Origin of the sequence: Muricoccus pecuniae (assembly GCF_014199205.1) — a bacterium.
GTDB classification, from domain to species: Bacteria; Pseudomonadota; Alphaproteobacteria; order Acetobacterales; family Acetobacteraceae; genus Roseomonas; species Roseomonas pecuniae.
In genome coordinates this window covers 49,340-68,543 of record NZ_JACIJD010000013.1, presented here as the reverse complement: position 1 = coordinate 68,543, position 19,204 = coordinate 49,340, and the positions used below count along the sequence as shown (strand labels likewise).

The 19,204-nt window shown below is 73.8% G+C and carries 18 protein-coding genes; 8 read left to right on the top strand and 10 right to left on the bottom strand.

Annotated features, from left to right (window positions below):
• Nucleotides 1-32 precede the first annotated feature (32 nt).
• Nucleotides 33-893 (top strand): Clp1/GlmU family protein, encoded by an 861-nt coding sequence (locus FHS87_RS14765; protein WP_184519875.1) that lies wholly within the window; start codon nt 33-35, stop codon nt 891-893.
• 27 nt (nt 894-920) lie between these two features.
• Here the strand turns inward: FHS87_RS14765 and FHS87_RS14760 are convergent, their stop codons facing one another.
• Nucleotides 921-1,712, bottom strand: a complete 792-nt coding sequence (locus FHS87_RS14760) for an EcsC family protein (protein ID WP_246418420.1) — start codon at nt 1,710-1,712, stop codon at nt 921-923.
• A gap of 127 nt (nt 1,713-1,839) precedes the next feature.
• Here FHS87_RS14760 and FHS87_RS14755 point away from each other — a divergent pair, with 127 nt between their 5' ends.
• The gene (locus tag FHS87_RS14755; RefSeq protein ID WP_184519869.1) at nt 1,840-2,244 is read left to right on the top strand and encodes a hypothetical protein; all 405 of its coding nucleotides are present in this window, start codon (nt 1,840-1,842) and stop codon (nt 2,242-2,244) included.
• Between the two features lie 102 nt (nt 2,245-2,346).
• Nucleotides 2,347-3,603 (top strand): PepSY-associated TM helix domain-containing protein, encoded by a 1,257-nt coding sequence (locus FHS87_RS14750; protein WP_184519865.1) that lies wholly within the window; start codon nt 2,347-2,349, stop codon nt 3,601-3,603.
• Between the two features lie 54 nt (nt 3,604-3,657).
• On the opposite strand, the gene hslU is transcribed toward FHS87_RS14750, so the two are convergent.
• From hslU to FHS87_RS14730, 4 genes are all read right to left on the bottom strand, one after another.
• Nucleotides 3,658-4,980 carry an ATP-dependent protease ATPase subunit HslU gene (gene hslU / locus FHS87_RS14745; RefSeq protein ID WP_184519863.1) on the bottom strand — a complete coding sequence of 441 codons (1,323 nt, stop codon included), beginning with the start codon at nt 4,978-4,980 and terminating at the stop codon, nt 3,658-3,660.
• Nucleotides 4,981-5,031: 51 nt separating this feature from the next.
• Nucleotides 5,032-5,373 carry an ArsR/SmtB family transcription factor gene (locus FHS87_RS14740; RefSeq protein WP_184519860.1) on the bottom strand — a complete coding sequence of 114 codons (342 nt, stop codon included), beginning with the start codon at nt 5,371-5,373 and terminating at the stop codon, nt 5,032-5,034.
• Nucleotides 5,374-5,488: 115 nt separating this feature from the next.
• Nucleotides 5,489-6,982, bottom strand: coding sequence for a tripartite tricarboxylate transporter permease (locus FHS87_RS14735; RefSeq protein WP_184519857.1), 1,494 nt, complete (start codon nt 6,980-6,982; stop codon nt 5,489-5,491).
• Nucleotides 6,982-7,482 (bottom strand): tripartite tricarboxylate transporter TctB family protein, encoded by a 501-nt coding sequence (locus FHS87_RS14730; RefSeq protein WP_184519854.1) that lies wholly within the window; start codon nt 7,480-7,482, stop codon nt 6,982-6,984. Before FHS87_RS14730 ends, FHS87_RS14735 begins: the two co-directional genes overlap by 1 nt.
• 162 nt (nt 7,483-7,644) lie before the next feature.
• Here FHS87_RS14730 and FHS87_RS24265 point away from each other — a divergent pair, with 162 nt between their 5' ends.
• Nucleotides 7,645-8,898, top strand: coding sequence for a calcium-binding protein (locus tag FHS87_RS24265; protein WP_281394448.1), 1,254 nt, complete (start codon nt 7,645-7,647; stop codon nt 8,896-8,898).
• A 47-nt stretch (nt 8,899-8,945) separates the two neighbouring features.
• Here the strand turns inward: FHS87_RS24265 and FHS87_RS14720 are convergent, their stop codons facing one another.
• Nucleotides 8,946-9,935 (bottom strand): Bug family tripartite tricarboxylate transporter substrate binding protein, encoded by a 990-nt coding sequence (locus tag FHS87_RS14720; protein ID WP_184519848.1) that lies wholly within the window; start codon nt 9,933-9,935, stop codon nt 8,946-8,948.
• A gap of 258 nt (nt 9,936-10,193) precedes the next feature.
• On the opposite strand from FHS87_RS14720, the gene FHS87_RS14715 reads away from it, so the two are divergent.
• Together FHS87_RS14715 and FHS87_RS14710 are read left to right on the top strand one after the other, a co-directional pair.
• Nucleotides 10,194-11,642, top strand: coding sequence for a hypothetical protein (locus FHS87_RS14715; protein WP_184519846.1), 1,449 nt, complete (start codon nt 10,194-10,196; stop codon nt 11,640-11,642).
• Nucleotides 11,639-12,532 (top strand): hypothetical protein, encoded by an 894-nt coding sequence (locus FHS87_RS14710; protein WP_184519843.1) that lies wholly within the window; start codon nt 11,639-11,641, stop codon nt 12,530-12,532. Before FHS87_RS14715 ends, FHS87_RS14710 begins: the two co-directional genes overlap by 4 nt.
• Nucleotides 12,533-12,560: 28 nt before the next feature.
• Here FHS87_RS14710 and cynS read toward each other — a convergent pair whose 3' ends face one another.
• On the bottom strand, nt 12,561-13,007 hold the full coding sequence (gene cynS, locus FHS87_RS14705) for a cyanase (RefSeq protein ID WP_184519841.1): 447 nt from the start codon (nt 13,005-13,007) through the stop codon (nt 12,561-12,563).
• 274 nt (nt 13,008-13,281) lie between these two features.
• Between cynS and FHS87_RS14700 the strand changes: the two genes are divergently transcribed.
• Both FHS87_RS14700 and FHS87_RS14695 read left to right on the top strand, forming a co-directional pair.
• Entirely contained in the window at nt 13,282-13,875 is a 594-nt protein-coding gene (locus FHS87_RS14700; RefSeq protein ID WP_184519838.1) for a TetR/AcrR family transcriptional regulator, read from the top strand.
• Between the two features lie 47 nt (nt 13,876-13,922).
• The gene (locus tag FHS87_RS14695) at nt 13,923-14,261 is read left to right on the top strand and encodes an NIPSNAP family protein (protein ID WP_184519835.1); all 339 of its coding nucleotides are present in this window, start codon (nt 13,923-13,925) and stop codon (nt 14,259-14,261) included.
• Nucleotides 14,262-14,339: 78 nt separating this feature from the next.
• Here the strand turns inward: FHS87_RS14695 and FHS87_RS14690 are convergent, their stop codons facing one another.
• The 3 genes from FHS87_RS14690 to FHS87_RS14680 form a co-directional block, all read right to left on the bottom strand.
• A complete protein-coding gene (locus tag FHS87_RS14690; protein WP_184519832.1) occupies nt 14,340-16,061 on the bottom strand; it encodes an SDR family oxidoreductase in 1,722 nt (573 codons plus the stop codon).
• Between the two features lie 92 nt (nt 16,062-16,153).
• Entirely contained in the window at nt 16,154-16,885 is a 732-nt protein-coding gene (locus FHS87_RS14685) for an endonuclease/exonuclease/phosphatase family protein (RefSeq protein ID WP_221299944.1), read from the bottom strand.
• 10 nt (nt 16,886-16,895) lie between these two features.
• Nucleotides 16,896-19,082: a VTT domain-containing protein gene (locus tag FHS87_RS14680; protein ID WP_184519829.1), complete on the bottom strand. Its 2,187-nt coding sequence runs from the start codon at nt 19,080-19,082 to the stop codon at nt 16,896-16,898.
• Between the last annotated feature and the right edge of the window lie 122 nt (nt 19,083-19,204).

The following is a 19,204-nucleotide window of genomic DNA, read 5'->3' as shown; positions in this document are numbered from 1 at the left end:
CGCCTTCCCGGCACGCCGACCGGAGCTTCGGCATGCCCGTGGAGACGCCACCGGACTGGGAGGCCGCGCTGCACCGGATCGCCGGCGGGCCGTCCCGGCGCGTGCTGGTGCTCGGCGCGCCGGACGCGGGCAAGAGCACCTTCTGCGGCCTCCTGCTCGCCCGTGCCGCGGGGCTCTCCCGCCCAGCGGCGCTCCTCGACACCGATCCCGGCCAGAAGCAGCTCGGCCCGCCGGCCTGCGTCACCCTCGGGCGGATCGCCGGGAGCGGCCCGCCCGTCCTCTCCGCGCTGGCCTATCTCGGCGCGGTCGAGCCCCTGGGGGCCTGGGCACGGCTGATGGAGGGCTCCGCCGCCCTGGCCGCGGAGGCGGGGGCCGGTCTCCTGGTCATCAACACATGCGGCCTGCTGCGCGGTCCCGGCCGGCGCCTGAAGCGGGCGCTGATCGCCGCGCTCCGGCCCGACCTCCTCGTCGCCATCGGCGAGGACCGGGACCTCGGGGCGGTGCTGGCCGACCACGCCGCCCTTCCCTCCCTCGCCCTGGCCCGCCCGCCCCTGGCGCGCCGCAAGGGAGAGGGCGAGAGGCGGGCTCTGCGGCGGGCCGGCTTCCGGGACTATCTCGAGGGAGCCCCGGCCTGGTCGCTGGCGGTCGCGGGCCTTTCCCTCTTATCGGACACCGGCGAGACCGGTCCCCCGCCGGGGCGCCTGGTCGCCCTGACGGACGAGGCCGGCGCCGACATGGCGCTGGGATGGGTGATCCGCCACGACTCCGAGGGCTTCCTGCACCTGCGCGCCCCGCGGCCGGACCGTCCCGTCGCCGGCCTGCGCTGGACGCGCCTCGGCCTGGACGGGGGCTGGGCCGAGTACCGGGACCCGCCGGCCGGTCGCCCGGCCTGACCGAGCCTTATCCGGCCAGCAATGACGTCACCCCGTGCTGCCGTCGCGCAGCGCGTCATAGGCGGCGCGCACGCGGTCCGCGCCGTAAATCCGCTCCAGCTTGCGGACGGTGAAGTGGGACTTCGCCACCTCGCGGAAGTGCTCGAGGAAGGCGAGGTTGATCGCCGCCCCCGCCGCCGCGCCGATGACCGGCACCGCCTGGGCGGATAGTTTCAGCCCCACCGTCCCCGTGAAGCGCGCCGCGATGGCCCCGAGGAAGCCGGGCACGAGGCCCGAGACGAGGCTCGAGGCCGCATTGGGCAGCATCTGGGCGAGGGCGATGCGGGCGGCGAAGTAGCCGGTCTCGGCCACGTCGTCCTCGGTGTTGTTCGGGCTGCCGATGGCGAAGACGGCCATGCACTCGGCGGCGGTGGCGGCCACCTTCGGGTCCTCCCCGGCCGCGGCGGCCTCGGCGGCGATCTGGCGCAGGAGGATGGTGGTGGAGACCGGCAGCTCGGCCAGCGTACCGATCAGCCCGAAGGCGCCGCCCGCCGCGCCGCTGGCCATGGCGACGCCCCGGTGGAACCAGGCGACATCCATGCCGAAGGGCGTGCGGCGGGGCTCCGTGCCCACCGCCGTAGACCAGGCCTTCTCCAGCGCGCGGCGGACGGCGTGGTCGAGCTGGTCGCGCACGCCCTCGGGCAGGCGGGCCTTCAGCGCCTCGATCGGCGTGCCGGCGATGGAGGCGAGGCGGGCGGCGAAGGAGGGTCCCTCCAGCGTGGCCACGGCCTTGGCCAGGTCCGTCTGGGCGTCCTCGGGAAGGGTCAGCAGGGCGGGCATGGTCGTGCTCATGGCGGAAGAAATGGCGCGCCGGGGGCGGGGTTGCATCCCGCTCCCCGGGCTTCGTTGATCGCCCGGCGTGATGGCCCTAATCCCCGCGCGGGGCCGGAAGGGGATGGCTGGGTTGGTGACGCTGGCGGTTCTGGGCGCGCTCGCCCTGTTGGGCGCAATCCTCTGGCGCCTCTGGTCCGTGCGGGAAGGGCGCCGCAGGGCCGTGGCCGCGCTGGCGGCTGAGTGCCCTGGGCTGGACGACCGGCTGGAGGGGCGCGACACCACCCTTCTCTTCAGCGCGAGCGAGGAGATGGTCGGCCTCGCCTCCCACCGGCTGATGAAGCTGCTGCCCTTCTCCGTCATCCGGAAATGGCGGGCCGAGCCGGTCTACAACTCGGCCGACCGGCGCGTGGGCTGGAAATTCATCATCGAGACGGCCGACACGGCGGAGCCGATCTGGACGATTCGCATCCGGTCGGGCGGGGGCAACGAGGTGCCGAACTTCTGGATGGCGAAGTTCAACGCCTATCTGAACGGCTGAGCGGGAAGGCCCAGCGCCTTCCTTGCAATTGCATACGATTCGCATTAGCCCGTCCTGACCGGAAGGACATCCTCCCTCCGGGCCGACACGGGACGATCAGCCTTGGCCCTCCGCCTCCCCTCCCTCAAGACCGCCTTGTTCCAGACCCACTGGTTCCTCGGCATCACCGCCGGGATGGTGCTGATGGTGGTCGGCGTCACGGGCGGGCTCCTCTCCTTCCAGGACGAGATCATGCGGGCGCTGAATCCCGGCGTCCTCACCGTGGCACCCCGCCCCGAGCCGCGCCCGGCGCCGGCCGAGCTGATCCGCCGGATCGAGGACGGGAGCGGCGCCCGCGTCCTCGCCCTCAACCTCGCCGCCTCGCCCGGGCGCGCCGTGCGCGCCACCGTCTCCCCGCCGGGCGCGCCCCCGCAGGAGGGCGGCGGCGGGCGCCCGCCCCGCGGCGAGCCGCGCTACGCCGATCCCTGGACCGGCGCGCTCCTCGGCGCCCCCACCGGTGACGGCTTCTTCCGCACCACGCGCGAGCTGCACCGCTGGCTGCTGGCGGGGCAGGAGGGCAAGGTCGTGGTCGGCGTCTCCACCATCGCCCTCGTCTTCCTCTCCCTCAGCGGCCTCTATCTCCGCTGGCCCCGGCGCGCGCTGAACCTGCGGACCTGGTTCCACATCAGCCCGCGGCTGCGCGGACGCGCCCTCAACTGGCGGCTGCACTCCGTCATCGGCACCTGGGTGCTGCCGCTCTACGTGCTGATGGGGCTGACCGGCCTGTTCTGGTCCTTCGACTGGTACCGGAACGCCCTCTTCGACCTCACCGGCGCCCCCCGCCCCGCCCAGGCCGGCCCGCCCCGGGTGGAGGCTCCACCCCGGGTGGAAACTCCGCCCCGGGTGGAAGGTGCGCCGCGGGAAGGCGCTGGCGGGGCGTCGCGGGGCGAGCGCGGCCCCCGCCCCGCGCCGGTCGATATCGACCGCGCCTGGGCCGCCTTCCTGCGGGAGCGGCCGGACTACGGCACGGCGTCCCTCCGCATCCCCTCGCCCGGCCAGCCGCTGCGGATCACCTATGTGGACGCGGATCCCGCCCACGAGGACGCCCGCAACACCATCGCAATCGACGCCGCCGACCGCGTGGTGGAGCACCGCCGCTACGACGACCAGCCCCTCGCCCATCAGCTGATGGGCAGCATGCTGGCCCTGCACAGCGGCCGCTACTTCGGCACGGTGGTGACAGTGCTGATGATGATCGCGAGCCTCATAATGCCGCTCTTCGGCATCACCGGGATCATCCTCTACCTCGACCGGCGCCGGGCGAAGCGGGCGGCGGCGGGCCGGCCTCGTCGCCGGGTGGCGGCGCAGGCGGCGGAGTAGAACGGCCCGGGGATGGAAGCTCCGGGGGAAGGCGGCGCCCTCCCCCGGCCGCGCTCAGAGAATGAAGCGCGACAGGTCCGTGCTGGAGGCCAGCGGCGCGACCTTCTCCCGCACATAGGCCGCGTCCACGCGCACCGTCTCGCCGCGACGGTCGGAGGCGGTGAAGGAGACCTCCTCCAGCAGCCGCTCCAGCACCGTCGCCAGCCGCCGCGCGCCGATATTCTCCACGCGGTCGTTGATGTCGGCGGCGAGCTCGGCCACCGCGTCGATCGAGTCCGGCGCGAAGTCGAGCGTCACGCCCTCCGTGCCGAGCAGCGCGGTGTACTGTGCCGTCAGCGCGTGCTCCGGCTCCGTCAGGATGCGGCGGAAGTCGTCCCGCGTCAGGCCGCGCAGCTCCACACGAATCGGCAGGCGGCCCTGCAGCTCCGGCAGGAGGTCGGAGGGCTTGGCGAGGTGGAAGGCACCGCTCGCGATGAAGAGGATGTGGTCCGTCTTCACCGGGCCGTGCTTCGTGTTCACCGTCGTGCCCTCGATGAGCGGCAGCAGGTCGCGCTGCACGCCCTCGCGCGAGACGTCGCCGCCGCGGAACCCGCCCTCGCCCGTGCGCGCGCAGACCTTGTCGATCTCGTCGATGAAGACGATGCCGTTCTGCTCCGCGTGGTGCACCGCGTCTCGCGTCAGCTTCTCCTGGTCGAGAAGCTTGTCGGCCTCCTCGCGCTGGAGCGCGGTGCGGGCCTCGGCCACCGTCATCTTGCGCGCGCGGCTGCGGCCGCCGAACATCTTGCCCATCATCTCCTGGATGTTCTGGGCGCCGGGCGGCATGCCCGGGATGTCCATCGCGCCGATCGGCATCGCCTGCTCGGCCACCTGCACCTCGACCTCCTTGGAGTCGAGGCTGCCGTCGCGCAGCATGCGGCGGAACTTCATCCGCGTCTCGCCATTCGCGCCCTCGCCGACGAGGGCGGTGATCAGCCGCTCCTCGGCGTTCAGCTCGGCCTTGGCCTGCACCTCGGCGCGGGCGGCCTCGCGAAGCTGCACGATGCTCGCCTCCACGAGGTCACGCACGATCCCCTCCACGTCGCGGCCGACATAGCCGACCTCGGTGAACTTCGTGGCCTCGACCTTCAGGAAGGGCGCGTTGGCCAGCCGGGCGAGGCGGCGGGCGATCTCGGTCTTGCCGCAGCCCGTCGGGCCGATCATCAGGATGTTCTTGGGCACCACCTCCTCGCGCATGCCGTCCGGCAGCTGCTGCCGGCGCCAGCGGTTGCGCAGCGCGATCGCCACCGCGCGCTTCGCGTCGTGCTGGCCGACGATGTAGCGGTCGAGCTCCGAGACGATCTCGCGAGGGGAGAGGTTCACGGCTTCCTGGGTATTCATTCGTGCGTCATCCGGGCGCGTCGCCGCGCCCCGTTCGGGGTGTTCGGGGTGTCAGGCCGTCTCGGCGAGCCGCGCGGGGGCCGGGGCCTGCCGGGCACCGCGCAGGACGGCGTCCAGAAGGCCCGGGAATCGCGCGTCCAGCTCCGTACGGCGCAGCGAGACGATCCGGGCCGGCCCCTCGACGCGAACCCGCACCACCCCGGCCTCCCGCAGGCGGGCGAGGTGGTAGCTGAGATTCGTCTTGGTCGTGCAGTGCAGGAAGGAGGAGCAGCGCTTCTCGCCCCCCTCCGCCACGGTCAGCACGATCGCCCGCCGGATCGGATCCCGCAGCGCGTCCAGCACCGCGGAGAGGTCGATCGCCTCCGGGTCGGGGTGGGGGAGCGCCTTGGACATGCCCAAGAGATAGGCAAAGGGACCGCCCCCTCCAAGAGGCCGGTCCAAGGGTGCTTGAACAGCCCCGCGGCACCGGCAGGGGCCAGGCCCCCGGCGCCGCGGGAGGGTGCCGGCGCTAGGCGCGCGCCCGGAACACGCCCCAGAGGCGCGGCCCCACCAGCGCCAGCACCGCCACCAGCAGGATGCACAGCGAGATCGGGCGCGTGAGGAAGGTGGTCCAGTCGCCCTGGCTGATCGTCAGCGCCTGGCGCAGCGCCTGCTCCGCCATGGGGCCGAGGATCATGCCGATGACCACGGGCGCGGTCGGGAAGTCGAAGCGCCGCATGAACATGGCGACGATCCCGATGCCGTAGAGCAGCACGAGGTCCGTCACCGAGTTGCTGATCCCGTAGGTGCCGATCGTCGCGAAGACGAGGATGCCGGCATAGAGCTGCGGCGTCGGGATCTTCAGGATGCGCGCCCAGAGCCCGACCAGCGGCAGGTTCAGCACCACCAGCATGACATTGGCGATGTAGAGGCTGGCGATCAGCGTCCAGACGAGCGCCGCCTGCTGCGTGAACAGCAGGGGCCCGGGCTGGATGCCGTAGGACTGGAAGGCCGAGAGCATGATCGCGGCCGTCGCCGATGTCGGCAGGCCGAGGGTGAGCATCGGCACGAGGATGCCGGCGGCCGCCGCGTTGTTCGCCGCCTCCGGCCCCGCCACGCCCTCGATCGCGCCCGTCGTGCCGAATTCATGCCGGTGCTCCGGCTTCACCAGCTTCCGCTCGGCGTAATAGCTGAGCATCGTCGGCATCTCCGTGCCGCCCGCGGGGAGCACGCCGAAGGGAAAGCCGAGGAAGGAGCCGCGCAGCCAGGGGCCGATGGAGCGGCGCCACTCCTGGCCGCTCATCCACAGCCGCCCGACGGGCCGCACCTCCTGCACGCCCTGCACGTGGCGCCAGGCGAGGTACATCGTCTCCCCAACCGCGAAGAGCGCGACGGCGACGAGCACGACGTTCACGCCGTCCAGCAGTTCGGGGATGCCGAAGGTCAGCCGCGCCTGCCCCGTCTGGAGATCGACGCCGACGAGGCCGAGCATCAGCCCGAAGCCGAGCGAGGCGAGGCCGCGCAGCGCCGAGCCGCCGAGCACCGCCGAGACGGTGACGAAGCAGAGCATCATCAGCGAGAAGTACTCGGCAGGCCCGAGGCGCAGCGCGACGTCCACCACCAGCGGCCCGACGAAGGAGATGCCGAGCGTGCCTACCGTGCCCGCCACGAAGGAGCCGACGGCGGCGGTGACGAGGGCCGGCCCCGCGCGCCCGTTCTTCGCCATCTTCGCGCCCTCCAGCGCGGTGATGATCGAGCCCGACTCACCCGGCGTGTTCAGCAGGATCGAGGTGGTGGAGCCGCCATACATCGCGCCGTAGAACACGCCGCAGAAAAGGATGAAGGCGCCCGTCGCCTCCACCTTGAAGGTCACGGGCAGGAGCAGCGCGATGGTCAGCGCCGGCCCGATGCCGGGCAGCACGCCGATCGCGGTGCCGAGGAAGCAGCCGAGCAGCGCCCAGCCGAGATTGATCGGGGTGAGGGCGTTGCCGAAGCCGAGGGCGAGGCCGGAGAGAACGTCCATCAGAGAATTCCCTCCAGCACGCCCGCGCCGATATTGACGCCGAGCAGGCGCGAGAAGCCGAGATAGGCGCCGAGCGTCACCACGATGCCGATGAGCAGGTCGCGCAGCGGGCGGCGCGAGCCGAAGGCGGCGCAGACGAGCACGTACTGGATCGTCGCCGCGATGACGAAGCCGAGCCAGTCGATGAGGGCGAGCTGCACCAGCAGCCCCGCGCCGAGCAGGGCAAGCGCGCGCCAGTTCGTCGGCGGCGCCTCCATCGCCTCCTCCAGGTCGCCGCTCCAGCCGCCGCGCAGCGCGACCGCCGAGAGGGCGATGCCGAGCGCCACGAGGATTCCCCCCACGAGATAGGGCACGGCCTTCGCGCCGACCTGGGCGTAGAGCGGCGAATCCGCGATGGCCCAGGCGGAATAGAGGGTGAGGAGGCCGAGCAGGACGACGAAGAGGCCGACGCCGAGATCGGCGCCGGGCGTCCCGGCCCTTGGCGGGGATGGGTGCTGCATGGAGGTTTCTTCCCGTCTCTCCGCCTCGGCGGGCGTCGATTGGTGAATGGCATGGCCCCGCAGGGAGCGAAAGTGCCGGGGCTTTACGCTTCGTTCACCCGGGCCGGGCAGCGTTGGGTCGCGCGCCAAAAACAGCGCGCGACGCCTCTGGAGAATCCAGCCTTGGCCATCTTCATTGCCCCGACCGCTCCCAAAACCGGGACGCGCGGCACCGATCTCTTCATCCTCGGCGGCGCCGAGGGCCTGCACGCGGCAGGCCTGCTGGACGGCGCCGGCGGGCTCGACGTCGCGATCTTCACCGACGACCTCTCCGCCACGGACGGCGACTTCGTCCATCTCCGCAACATGGAAGGCCTGTGGCTGCACGGCAGCGGCGCGCAGAGCCTCACCCTCGGCGCGAACGCCGCGGCGGCCTTCACCGGCGGCCGCGTCACCGTGCTGGCCGAGGGCGCGGCCTCCGTCATGGCGGACGGGTCGGCGCTCCCCGCGACGGCCTCCCTCCTGCTCCATGCCGGCGCGGGCGCCGACACGCTGACCGGCGGCGCCGGGGCCGACGCGCTCCTCGGCGGGGCCGGGGACGATCTCCTGGTGGGCGGCGCGGGGAGCGACCTGCTGGCCGGCGGGGCGGGCCAGGACACGTTGCGGGGCGGCATGGGGGACGACATCCTCCAGGGCGGCAGCGGGGACGACACCCTCTCCGGCGGGGCCGGGCGCGACCTGCTCCAGGGCGGGGACGGTGCCGACCGGCTCGATGGCGGGGCGGGCGCCGACCTCCTGCTCGGCGGCCCCGGGAATGATCGCTACATCGTGGACGACGCCGGGGACCGGGTCAGCGAGGCCGGCGGCGGCGGAGTGGACACGGTGGTTTCGTCCCTTTCCTTTACCCTCGCGGCCGGCATCGAGAACCTCACCCTCTCCGGCACGGCCCCCCTCACCGGCACGGGCAACGGCGCGGACAACCGCATGCTCGCGAACGATGCCGGGAGCCTGCTGGCCGGCCTGGCGGGCCGGGACACGCTGGTCGGCGGCGCGGGGGAGGACGTGCTCGCGGGCGGCCCCGGCGCGGACCGGCTCACGGGCGGCGCCGGCGCGGACCACTTCCGCTACGGCTTTGCCTGGGAGGGCGGGGACAGCGTCACCGATTTCCTGCGGGGGAGCGACGTGGTCGAGGTCTCGGCCGCGGGCTTCGGCGGCGGGCTCGCCGCGGGCATGGACCTGCTGGCAACGGGGCGGTTCACGAGCAACACCACGGGCCTGTCGGACGCCCCCGCCGGCACCGGCCAGTTCATCCTGGAAACCGATGCCGACCAGCTCTGGTGGGATGCGGACGGCGAGGGCACGGCCACGGCGGTGCGGATCGCGCTCTTCGCCGCGGGCACGTCGCCGGCGGCGGGCGACCTCCACGTCATCGCCTGAGGCGCTCCCGCCGGATCCGGCCTCGGCAGGATCCGGCGGGGCCGGGCTCAGGCGAGCCCGATCTCCCGCAGCACGGCGGCGGTGGCCTCGAGGTCACGCTTCAGGAACTCCTCGAAGGCGCCGCCTTCCATGAAGGCGTCCTCCCAGCCGCGGGTCTCCAGCAGCGACTTCCAGGCCGGCAGGGCGTGCAGCTCGGTCGCGAAGCGGATGTGGTTGGCGCGGATGTCGGCGCTGATGCCGGGCGGGGCGAAGAGGCCGCGCCAGTTGCCCATCACGATGTCGATCCCGCTCTCGCGGAGCGTGGGCACGGCAGGGTCCGTCCGCGTCGCGCCGCTCGTGGCCAGGGCGCGCATCCGCCCCGCCTTGATCTGCTCGGCGAATTCCGAGAAGCCGGAAATGCCCGCTTTCACCTGGCCGCCGAGGATGGCCGCCTGGGCCGGGCCGCCGCCGGCGAAGGCGACGTAGGATCCCTCGCGCGCGTTGCGGCCGACGGACTTGATGAGCTGGCCCAGCAGGATGTGGTCCATGCCGCCGGCCGAGCCGCCGCCCACCGCCACCCCGCCGGGATTGGCGCGGAGCGCGTCCATCAGCCCCTTGAGGTCGCGGATCTCGGAACTGGCCGGCACCACCACGGCGAGGGTCTCGTCCGTCAGCCGCGCGATCGGGGTCACGTCCCTCACGCCCACGGGGCTCTTGTTGGTGATGGTCGAGCCCACCATCACGGCGCCGGCCACCATCAGCGCGTCCGGCCGGCCGCGGCGCTGGGCCACGAAGCGCGGCAGGCCCACCGCGCCGCCCGCGCCGCCTACATTCTCGAACTGCATGGCGCCGACGAGCCCGCCCTGCCGGGCCACCTGCTCGATCGCGCGGCCGAGGCTGTCCCAGCCGCCGCCGGGGGCGGCGGGGATGAATATGTTCAGGCTGGCATAGCGCTGGGTGCCCTGGGCGCGCGCCCCGGCCGGGAAGCCGGCGGAAAGAAAGGGCAGGGCCGCGGCGCCGGCCAGGAAACGGCGGCGCGAGGCGGGGCGGGGGGTCATGGCGATCGGTCCTCCCATGGACGGTTGCGCGCAGCTTAGACCAGAAGGGCGGCGGCGCAGAATCCGGCCCGGCGCGATTTCCTGCCCCCCGGTGGCGGCGCCGCGCGCCCATCACGCCGCCTTGACGCCTTCTCCCCGCTCCCTCCGCGCGCGAGGGGCCGGGTGTGTCTTCCCTGCAATTGCGCCGTGGCTTTCATGCGACGATCCTGCGCCGCACCTCCCGGGCGGGTCGGCGAGGCAGGGGATCGGGGTTCTGGAATGCGTGGGACGCTCATGGGGATCGGGCTGGCGGCCCTGCTCCTCCTTCCCTCGCCGGGCCGCGCGCAAAACCCCGGCTCCCGCCCGGCCGAGCGGGAGGCCGTGATCGCGAACGAGACGGGCCTCGCCGTGCGGGAGATCTACCTCGTCCCCTCCACCGAGACCGATCCCGGCCCGGACCGGCTCGGGGCGGATACCCTGCCACCGGGTGGCAGCGTCCGCCTCCGCCTCGGCCGCAACCAGCCCTGCGCCTGGTCCCTCCGCGCGATCCTCGCGGACGAGACGGTGGAGGAGCGGCGGGGGATCGATCTCTGCCGGAGCAGCCGCGTCACCCTCGGCGACGCCTCCGCCCCGGTACGGGAGGCGCTGGTCAACAACGACACCGACCTCGATATCCGGGAACTCTACGCCGCCCCGCCCGGCGCCCCGCGCGGGCCGGACCGGCTGGGGGCGGAGACCGTGCCCGCCGGCCGCCCCCACCGCCTGCGCCTCGGGCGGCGCCGCGACTGCGTCTTCGACATCACCGCCGTGATGGCGGACGGTTCCGAGGTGTCGCGCCCGCGCACGGATGTCTGCCGCAACCCGCGCGTCACCCTGGCCGACCCCGCCCTCCCCTGGCGGGACCTCACGGTGAACAACCGCGCCGGGCGCCCACTGGGCGGGCTGCACGTCGTTCCCGCCGGGCGCGGCGGCGCGCTCGACGCCGATGAGGGCTGGGGCGTGGACCGCATGGGCAACCAGGTCGCGCCCGATGGCAGCAGCTTCCGCCTCCGGCTGCGCCTGCCCGGCTGCGAGGCCGACCTGCGCGCCACCTATGCGGACGGCGCGGCCGAGGCGCGGCGCGGGGTGAACATCTGCACCGCCCCCGTCACCTTCGACGGCAGCGGCATCCCCCGCCCGCCCGAGCGCCCGCTGACGCTCGTGAACCGCCACGGTGCGCGGATCGAGGAGATCTACGTCTCCTCCTCCAACGAGGGGGACTGGGGGCCGGAGCGGCTGCCCGGTGGCCTCGGCCGGGGCGAGCGGCAGACCCTCTCCCTGCCCGTGGACTGCGTGGCAGACCTGCGCGTCGTCTTCCCCAGCAGCGGCGCGGAGGAGCGGCGGGAGGTGAACATCTGCCAGAACCCGCTCGTCAGCATCCGTCCGGGCTGGACGATCGCCGCCCGGCTGGACGAGGGCGAGGAGGATGACGGCCCCCGCCCGGGCAGCGTGCGCCTGCGCAACGCCGCCCGCCTGCCGGTCGTGGAGCTCTACATCGACCCCCCCGGCGCGCCGCGCGGGGAGGACCGGCTGGGCGCGACCGTGCTCGGCGCGAACGAGACGCTGGACATCGCCCCGCCCGAGGGCGGCGCCTGCCCCGCCCGCCTCACCGCCGTCTTCCGCGACGGGCGGGAGGTGACGCGCGATCCCCTGGACCTCTGTGCCGGCATCGAGGTGCCCCTGCCATGACCCCTCCCGCCCGCTCCTTCCTGGCCGGCCTCGCCCTTCTCGCCGCCCTCGCCGCGGCACCGGGAGCCCGCGCCCAGGACCCGGCCGCCCAGGGACAGCTTCCAGGCCCGGGGGCCGTGGTCGGCCAGGCCCAGCGCGGCGCCTGGTTCACGGGGGAGTGCACCGCTCCCACGGCCATGCTCGCCCTCTCCGCCCGCGGCGCGGCCCGCGTGCCGGCGGACGGCGCCGGGCGCCTGCTGCGCTTCACCGAGGCCCGCGGCCTGGAGGGCGGCTGGACGGTGGCGACGGCCCGCGGCGCCGAGGCCCCGCGCCTGATGCTCCGCCCCGCCGGCGACGCGCTGGAGACGGCGGAGCCGGGCAACAAGACGCGCGACGACCGCCTGCCGGGCGATGCCCCCGTCACCCGCTGGCAGCGCTGCCCCGCCACCCCCCTCTCCTTCGCCGCCCAGGGCGAGGGCGTCGCCTTCCTCGGCGCGGTGGAGGTGCTGGAGGCCGCCTGCGGCCCGGGCACGGGGGCCGTGGCGGATTGTGCGGCCGCCCTCGTCCGCGTGGGCGATGTCTCGGGCGACAACCTCCTCGGCACGGCGGAGCTGGCGCGGCTGTTCCGGGGCGCCGCCTGGCTCCTCTCCCTCCAGGCCGAGGCGGCGCCGGAGCTCTCCGGCCTCGCCAATTCGGCGGGGGTGGTGGGCGGCGTCGCCGGGGCGCGGCTGATGATGGAGAGCCTCGACTACGACGGCGATGGCCGCCTCTCCGCGCGCGAGCTGGGACAGGACCGCGCGGCCCTCGCCACGGGCGGCGAGGCGCGCGGGCGGCCCCTCGCGCTGGAGCGGCTCTCCGAGGGAGCGGCGCTGCTGCGCGGAATCGTCGAGGGCCTGCTCGGGAGCGAGTGAGGGGCCGCGCGGCCCCTCCCCCGAACGGTCAGTACCGCTTGTAGGGCAGGAACTTGCCGGACATGGTGATCCGCACGCGGTCGCCCTTCTGGTCGGGCTGGCGCTCGAGCTGCATGTCGTAGTCGATGGCGGACATGATGCCGTCGCCGAACTCCTCGTGGATCATCTCCTTCCAGGTCGTGCCGTAGACGAGGATCAGCTCGTAGAAGCGGTAGATCAGCGGGTCCGTCGGCGGCAGGGGCTGGGCGCCGCGATAGGGGATCTCGAGGAGCGTCGCCTCCTCCTCCTCGTCGAGGCCGAAGAGCTCGGCGATGCCGCGGGCGTGGTGCGGCTCGGCGCTCATCTGGCCCATGCAGAGCGCGCAGGTCCAGACGGGGCTCTGGCCTATCCGCGCGGCCACCTCGGCCCATTTCAGCCCCTTGCTCTTCTTGATCTTGAGGATCTTCCGGCCGAGCTCGGTCTTGGCGTCGTTCATCGTCTTCTCTCTGGTCAGGCCGCCGGCGGGCGGACGCGCTCCGGCAGGGCAAGCCGCGTTCCACCGGCGGGCGGCCCGGGCCACAGGGCCGGCAAGGCCGTTCCATCAGGTGGTCGGGAGGCCCGCGGCCCTCGCCTGGGCCTGGCGGATGGGGCATGATGGCGACCGGATCCGCCGCCCGCCCGTGAGGCGGGGTTCACGGCCGGGGCTGCATTCCTCATGGGCAGTCCCTGCAACAGACAGGAGCAGTCCCATCCCGAAGGCCGCGGCCCCCGTGCCGATCCCTTCCCCGCCCGAGGCCCTCGCGCCGCACGAGCGCATCGTCGCCGCGGCCCGGGAGATGTTCTGCCGGGACGGCATCCACGCGACGGGGGTGGACCGCATCCTCGCCGCCGCCGGCGCCTCGAAGATGACGCTCTACAGCCGCTTCGGCTCGAAGGAGGCGCTGGTGCGCGCGGCGCTGCGCGAGGAGGGGCAGGCCTGGCGCGAGGCCTTCGCCGCCGAGGTCGCCGCCGCCTCCGACGACCCGCGCGCGCGGCTGCGCGCCATCGTCCCCGCCCTGGCCGGCTGGTTCCGCGGCGGCCGCTTCTACGGCTGCGCCTTCATCAACGCGGTGGCCGAGCACACGAAGGGCGAGCCCTGGCTGCGCGAGCTGGCCACCGAGCACCGCGCCGCCTGCCGCGCCTTCCTGGCGGGCCTGGCCGGGGATGCCGGCCTCGCCCACCCCGGGGAGTTCGCCGAGACGCTGCTGCTGCTCATCGACGGGGCGATCGCCGGGCTGATGGTCACGGGGGACGAGGGCGTGCTGGCCACCGCCGCCCGCACCCTGGACGCGCTGCTCGCCGTGGAGGAGTCTGCGGGCGCCTGAGGGGGTCCCTCCCCGCGGCCGAGAACGCGACGACGAGGAATGCGCCGATGATCGTGGACCTGCGGATCTACACCTGCCAGCCGAACCGCATGGCCGAGTTCGTGAAGCTCTACGAGACGATGGCGTGGGAGCTTCAAAAGAAGCATCTCGGCCGCTGCCTCGGCTGGTACACGACGGTGGAGGGCCCGCTGAACCGCGTCGTCCATCTCTGGGCCTATGACAGCCAGGCGGACCGCGAGAAGCGCCGCGCCGCCATGGCCGCCGACCCCGCCTTCCAGGCCTATCTTGCCAAGGTGGCGGAGCTGGGCGTGCTGCAGGAGATGGAGAACCGCATCGTCGCCCCGACGCCCTTCTATCGCGCACACCTGGAAGCGCAGGGCGGGTAGCAGGGCCGGGGGCGGGACACCCGCCCCCTGGCTTCACTCAGGCGGGGCGCGCCGGCCGGGCCGGCGCGCCCCGTTTCGTCAGAGGCGGGACTTCAGGAAGGCGTTGACCCGGTCGAGCAGCCCCTCGCCCTCATGGGCGGCGTGCCGGGCGCGCTTGTCCACCTCGTGCCGCGCGCGGCCGAAGAGGCTCCAGCCGGTGTCGCGCGCGTCGTCATACGCATCGCGGCCCTCGGCCCGGGCACGCTTGAAGAGGTGCCAGCCCTCGTCCCGTGCGTCGTCATAGGCTTCGGCGCCGCGCTTGCGGGCGCGGCCGTAGAGATCCTCGCCCCGGTCGCGGGCACGGCCGAAGAGGCTCCAGCCGCGGTCGCGCGCGTCCTCATAGGTGTCGCGGCCCTCGGCGCGGGCGCGCTTGAAGAGATGCCAGCCCTCGTCCCGCGCGTCCTCATAGGCGTCCTCGCCCCGGCCGCGCAGGTCGCGGTAGAGGGAGCGGCCGCGGTCCCGCGCGCCCTCGTAGAGGTCCGACCCGCGCTCCCGCGCGTCGTCATAGGCGGAGGCCGCGTAGCGGCTCGCGCGGTCGGCGAAGCGCTCGGCCCTCTTGCGGGCGGTCTTCGCATAGGGCCGCGCCTCGCGCTCGGCCCGCTCGGCGTAGCCGAGCGCGCGATGGGCGATGCGGCTCGCCTCGTGGCCGAGCGTGCCGATGCCGTGGCCGGCATCCCGCGTCACGCCCCGCCCGATCCGCCAGGCGCGTTCGGCCAGCCGCTCGGGCACCGGCTTCGGCCGGCGCAGGGTGTACATGCCGAAGGCGGCGCCCCCGAGCAGGGCCGCGGCGCCGATGAGCAGCCCGGCCGGACCGAGCGGGTTCATCTGCGCCTCCAGAAGGAAGGAGGTGCGGCGCGGCGGCGGGCCGGAGAGGGAGGAGGTCTCGGCCAGGTCCTCGCGCGCGTCGTAGAGGTTGTCGCGCCGCTCGGCCCGGCCGGGCTGGTCGCTGGATTGAACGGGCTTGGCGATCTTGCTCATGATGAGGTCCGTCAGCTTGGGGGCGAGGCGGCCCATGACCGAGACCATCAGCCCGCCGCCGCCCACGACGAGGTCGCGCACGCGGGTTTCGCAGGCGTAGAGGATGGCGCGGGCCACCACGCGAGGGTGGTAGGAGGGGGGCGGGTTCCGCGTGCCCACCGTGCCCATGAGGTTGCGGGCGTGCTCCATGTAGGGGGTGTCGATCGGGCCGGGCTTCACCAGCGTGACGCTGATCGGGTAGTCCTCGGCCTCGAACTCTGTGCGGAAGGCCTCGGTCACGCCCTTCAGGGCGAACTTGGCGGCGGAGTAGGGACCCTGCAGCGCCATCGCGCGGTCGGACAGCACGCTGCCCGTGTTGACGATGGCCCCGCCCTTGCCCTTGAGGTGCCGCGCCGCGACGAGCGTGCCGTGCACCACGCCCCAGTAGTTCACGTCGAAGAGGCGCCGCTGGTCCTCCAGCGGCACGTCCTCCATCTCTCCGAAAATCGCGACGCCGGCGTTGTTGCACCAGGAATCGAAGCCGCCGAAGACGCGGATCGCGGCCTCGCTGATCGCCTCCACCTGGGCCATGTCGGCGACATCGGCCACCACGGGCTCGGCCCGCCCGCCCTTGCCGCGGATTTCCTCGGCGAGCGCGTTCAGCGCCTCCTCGTTGCGGGCGGCGATCACCACGGCGGCCCCGCGCTCCGCCGCCTCCCGCGCGGTGGCGAGGCCGATGCCGGAGGTGGCGCCGGTGATGACGATCACCTGCTCGGAGACGGGCTTGAGGCGTGGTGCGGGCATGGCGGGGTCCCTGGCGATGCGGGGTCTCAACGACGGAAACCGCCGAGGGTTACGAGAGACGGATTTCGCGCTGCGGCACGCGCGGGACGGGCCTATCCCACCTCCAGCCGCGTCACCCTTCCCTCCCCCTCCGGCGCGATCGCCACCTCCGCGATCACGGGCAGGTGGTCCGAGGCCTCGCGCGCCGCGCGGTCGGTCCAGCTCCGCAGCAGGGCCGCGCGCGGGCGGGCATAGATGCGGTCCAGCGCGAAGAGCGGGCGGCGGACGGGGAAGGTGCGCGCCCGCGTGCGCGAGGGCAGCGCGCCGAGGAAGGCGCGGTCCACCGGCCCGTGCGGCTCCCAGTCGTTGAAGTCACCCAGCGCCAGGAGGGCGTCACTGGTCCCGCGGGCGAGGGCGGCGAGCCGGGCCGCCTGCACCCGCCGCTCCCCCCATCCCAGGCCGAGATGCGCGGCGAGCAGGCGCAAGGGTCCGCCGGGCGTCCTCACCCGCGCGGCGATGGCGGTGCGGGGCTCCCGGCCGGGGACGGAGAGGTCGTGCAGCGCCGCCTCCTCCAGGGGCCAGCGGCTGACGAGCATGTGGCCGTAGCAGCCATCCGCGCCGCGCAGGGTGGGCGCCTCCACGGCGTGCCCGCCCAGGGCCTCGCGCAGCGCGGTGAAGGGAGCCGTGCCCGGGCGGTGGCGGCCCTCCACCTCCTGGATCGCCACGATGTCGGGGGCGTGGCAGCGGATGAGGTCGATGGCGCGCTGCAGGTCGTGCCGCCCGGAGGGGCAGACGGCGCCGTGGATGTTCCAGGTCATCACCCGGAACGGCGTGCTTCCCGTCATGCCGGGCCGCCTATTCCCGGCGCAGGCGCCGGAACAGGGTTTGCAGCCCCCATGTCACCCCGGCCCAGGCGACGAGCACGAGGAGAAGGATGCCTATGTTGCGCGGCGTCGGGTTCTCCAGGATGCGCGACAGGCTCTCTCCCACGAGGGAGAGCAGCGCGATCCCGGGCAGCAGGCCGAGCGCCGTGCCCACCATGTAGTCGAGGAAGCGGATCCGCATCGCCCCCGCGACGAGGTTCACCAGGGTGAAGGGCGCGACGGGGAGCAGGCGGACGGTGGTCACGGCGAGGATGCCGTTCCGGTTCACCGTCTGGCTCACCTTGTTGATGCGCGGCCCCAGCGCGCGGCGCAGCAGGTTCGGCCCGAGCCGCCGCCCGAGCCAGTAGGTCGCCGCCGCCGAGACCATGGCGCCCACCGCGGCATAGGCCAGCCCCGGCCAGGTGCCGAAGGCGGCCGCCGTGCCGAGGATGAGCACGTTCACGGGAAAGGCGACGAAGCCGAGCAGCAGGAAGAGCCCGACCGAGACCGCCGGCCCCCAGGAGCCGCCCGCGGTCAGCGCGTTCCGCATGGCCTCCGGCGTCATCAGCCCCGCCAGCGGCGTGAGCTTCCAGAGCAGGATCAGCAGTGCGACGGGCAGCAGCATGAGCGCCGCCCGCGCCAGCAGCGGCCAGGGCTTGCCCGAGGGCGGGGCGACGTCGGGATGGCCGAGATAGTCGGCCAGGAACTCGCCCGATTCCATGGGGCGCCGGGGATCGGCGGCGCGCTCGATCCCGGGGATGAGGCTGCGCGCGGGCACCTCCCCGTCCTCCACGTCGCGCAGGCTCTTGCCCCCGGCGGAGAGCCCCTTCAGCGCGAGCAGGATCGACTCCGATGCGCGCAGCCGCGCGGCCACCGTCTCCGGCGCGGCGCCGGTGTGCTCGGCGATCAGCCGGTCCCGCAGCCCGGCGACCGCGGCGCGCTGCCCGGCATCCCGCGCCTCCACCATCAGGTCGCACTCGGTGTCCGTGCCCATGGAGCGGTTGCAGATGTTGGAGGAGGCGACGCGGAGGAAGCGGTCGTCCACCACCATCACCTTGGAGTGGACCATCACCTCCGATTCCGCCTCCCCGTTCCGCACATGGGGGAAGACCAGCCGCACGCGCTCGCCCAGCCCCGCGCGGCGGATGGCGCGCATGAAGCGGATGCGCCCGGCGAGCATCGTGCGGTGCTCCAGCCAGGTGTGGTGCGTCTTGGGCGCGACGATCAGCGCCTCCAGCGCCGGGCGCTCCTTCATCCGGCGGATCAGCGCGCGGGCGATGCGGCCGCAGGTGAGGAACTGGTTCTCGATGTAGATCGCCCGCTCCGCCGCGCCGATCATGTCGAGGTAGAGGGCCTCCACCTCGCGCACCTCCACCCCGCCCTCGCTCTTGGGCATGGTGCGGGCGATGCCGATGGTGGCGTCCCGCAGGTCGGGCGCGACCTGCGCGGGCCAGGGGTCGTGGCCGCCGGGGGCGCGGGCGGGCGCTTCCAGGCATTCCTCGCAGGCCCGGTTCCAGCGGTCCCGCACGAGTTCTTCCAGCGCCTCCGCCGCTTCCCCGTCCACCATCATCTGCACGTCGTGGAAGGGGGAGTAGGGCTTGCCCGCGGGGTCGATGCGCGCGGGGTCGGAGGGGTCGTGCGCGTTGCGGTCCCAGCGGCGGATCGTCAGGTCCAGCCCGCCGGAGAAGGCGACCTTCCCGTCCACCACCACGACCTTCTGGTGGTGGGAGGCGCCGAAGGGTGTGCAGTCGTCCAGGCACAGCTCCACCGCCTCGGGCACGTTCCAGCGGAGGTTCAGCGCGGGCAGCGGCTCCCGCTCCAGCGCGTAGAGCACGGAGTAGTCCCAGAGCAGCAGCTTCACCGAGAGGCCGGGCCGCCGCTCCACCAGGGCCGCGAGGAAGGCGCCCAGCTCCTCTGGCAGCCCGTCCTCCGGCGGCGCCTCGCCCACCAGCCGGGTGCGGCTGTCGATGTCCCAGCCGACGACGTGGATACTGTGCCGCGCCTCCAGCATCGCCGCCCGCACCGCGCCGAAATAGGTGGCGCCGTCCGAGAGCAGCGCGGCGCGCGGGGCCCGCACCACGCGCCAGGCGTTGCGGCCCGGCTTCAGCAGGGAGGGGGTGGAGGCGGCCGGACGCGCGGGGGCCCGGGGCCGCGCGGCGGCAGGTGCTTCGGTCAGCATTGCCCCGCTAACGCAACAGGCGGCGGATCGTTCGCGGGCGCGATATGAACGGCCTGGGAGTTGCTGACCCTTGGCGGCCGAGGCCGCGGGCGTGCGGGCCGCGCCGGAGACCACCGCCCATG

What these genes read in the sequence shown, in the direction of transcription:
- FHS87_RS14765 (WP_184519875.1), top strand. Translation starts at nt 33, where the DNA reads ATGCCCGTGGAGACGCCACCGGACTGGGAGGCCGCGCTGCACCGGATC.
- FHS87_RS14760 (WP_246418420.1), bottom strand. Translation starts at nt 1,712, where the DNA reads ATGCCCGCCCTGCTGACCCTTCCCGAGGACGCCCAGACGGACCTGGCC.
- hslU (WP_184519863.1), bottom strand. Translation starts at nt 4,980, where the DNA reads ATGAATACCCAGGAAGCCGTGAACCTCTCCCCTCGCGAGATCGTCTCG.
- FHS87_RS14740 (WP_184519860.1), bottom strand. Translation starts at nt 5,373, where the DNA reads ATGTCCAAGGCGCTCCCCCACCCCGACCCGGAGGCGATCGACCTCTCC.
- FHS87_RS14735 (WP_184519857.1), bottom strand. Translation starts at nt 6,982, where the DNA reads ATGGACGTTCTCTCCGGCCTCGCCCTCGGCTTCGGCAACGCCCTCACC.
- FHS87_RS14730 (WP_184519854.1), bottom strand. Translation starts at nt 7,482, where the DNA reads ATGCAGCACCCATCCCCGCCAAGGGCCGGGACGCCCGGCGCCGATCTC.
- FHS87_RS14720 (WP_184519848.1), bottom strand. Translation starts at nt 9,935, where the DNA reads ATGACCCCCCGCCCCGCCTCGCGCCGCCGTTTCCTGGCCGGCGCCGCG.
- FHS87_RS14715 (WP_184519846.1), top strand. Translation starts at nt 10,194, where the DNA reads ATGCGTGGGACGCTCATGGGGATCGGGCTGGCGGCCCTGCTCCTCCTT.
- FHS87_RS14710 (WP_184519843.1), top strand. Translation starts at nt 11,639, where the DNA reads ATGACCCCTCCCGCCCGCTCCTTCCTGGCCGGCCTCGCCCTTCTCGCC.
- cynS (WP_184519841.1), bottom strand. Translation starts at nt 13,007, where the DNA reads ATGAACGACGCCAAGACCGAGCTCGGCCGGAAGATCCTCAAGATCAAG.
- FHS87_RS14695 (WP_184519835.1), top strand. Translation starts at nt 13,923, where the DNA reads ATGATCGTGGACCTGCGGATCTACACCTGCCAGCCGAACCGCATGGCC.
- FHS87_RS14690 (WP_184519832.1), bottom strand. Translation starts at nt 16,061, where the DNA reads ATGCCCGCACCACGCCTCAAGCCCGTCTCCGAGCAGGTGATCGTCATC.
- FHS87_RS14685 (WP_221299944.1), bottom strand. Translation starts at nt 16,885, where the DNA reads ATGACGGGAAGCACGCCGTTCCGGGTGATGACCTGGAACATCCACGGC.
- FHS87_RS14680 (WP_184519829.1), bottom strand. Translation starts at nt 19,082, where the DNA reads ATGCTGACCGAAGCACCTGCCGCCGCGCGGCCCCGGGCCCCCGCGCGT.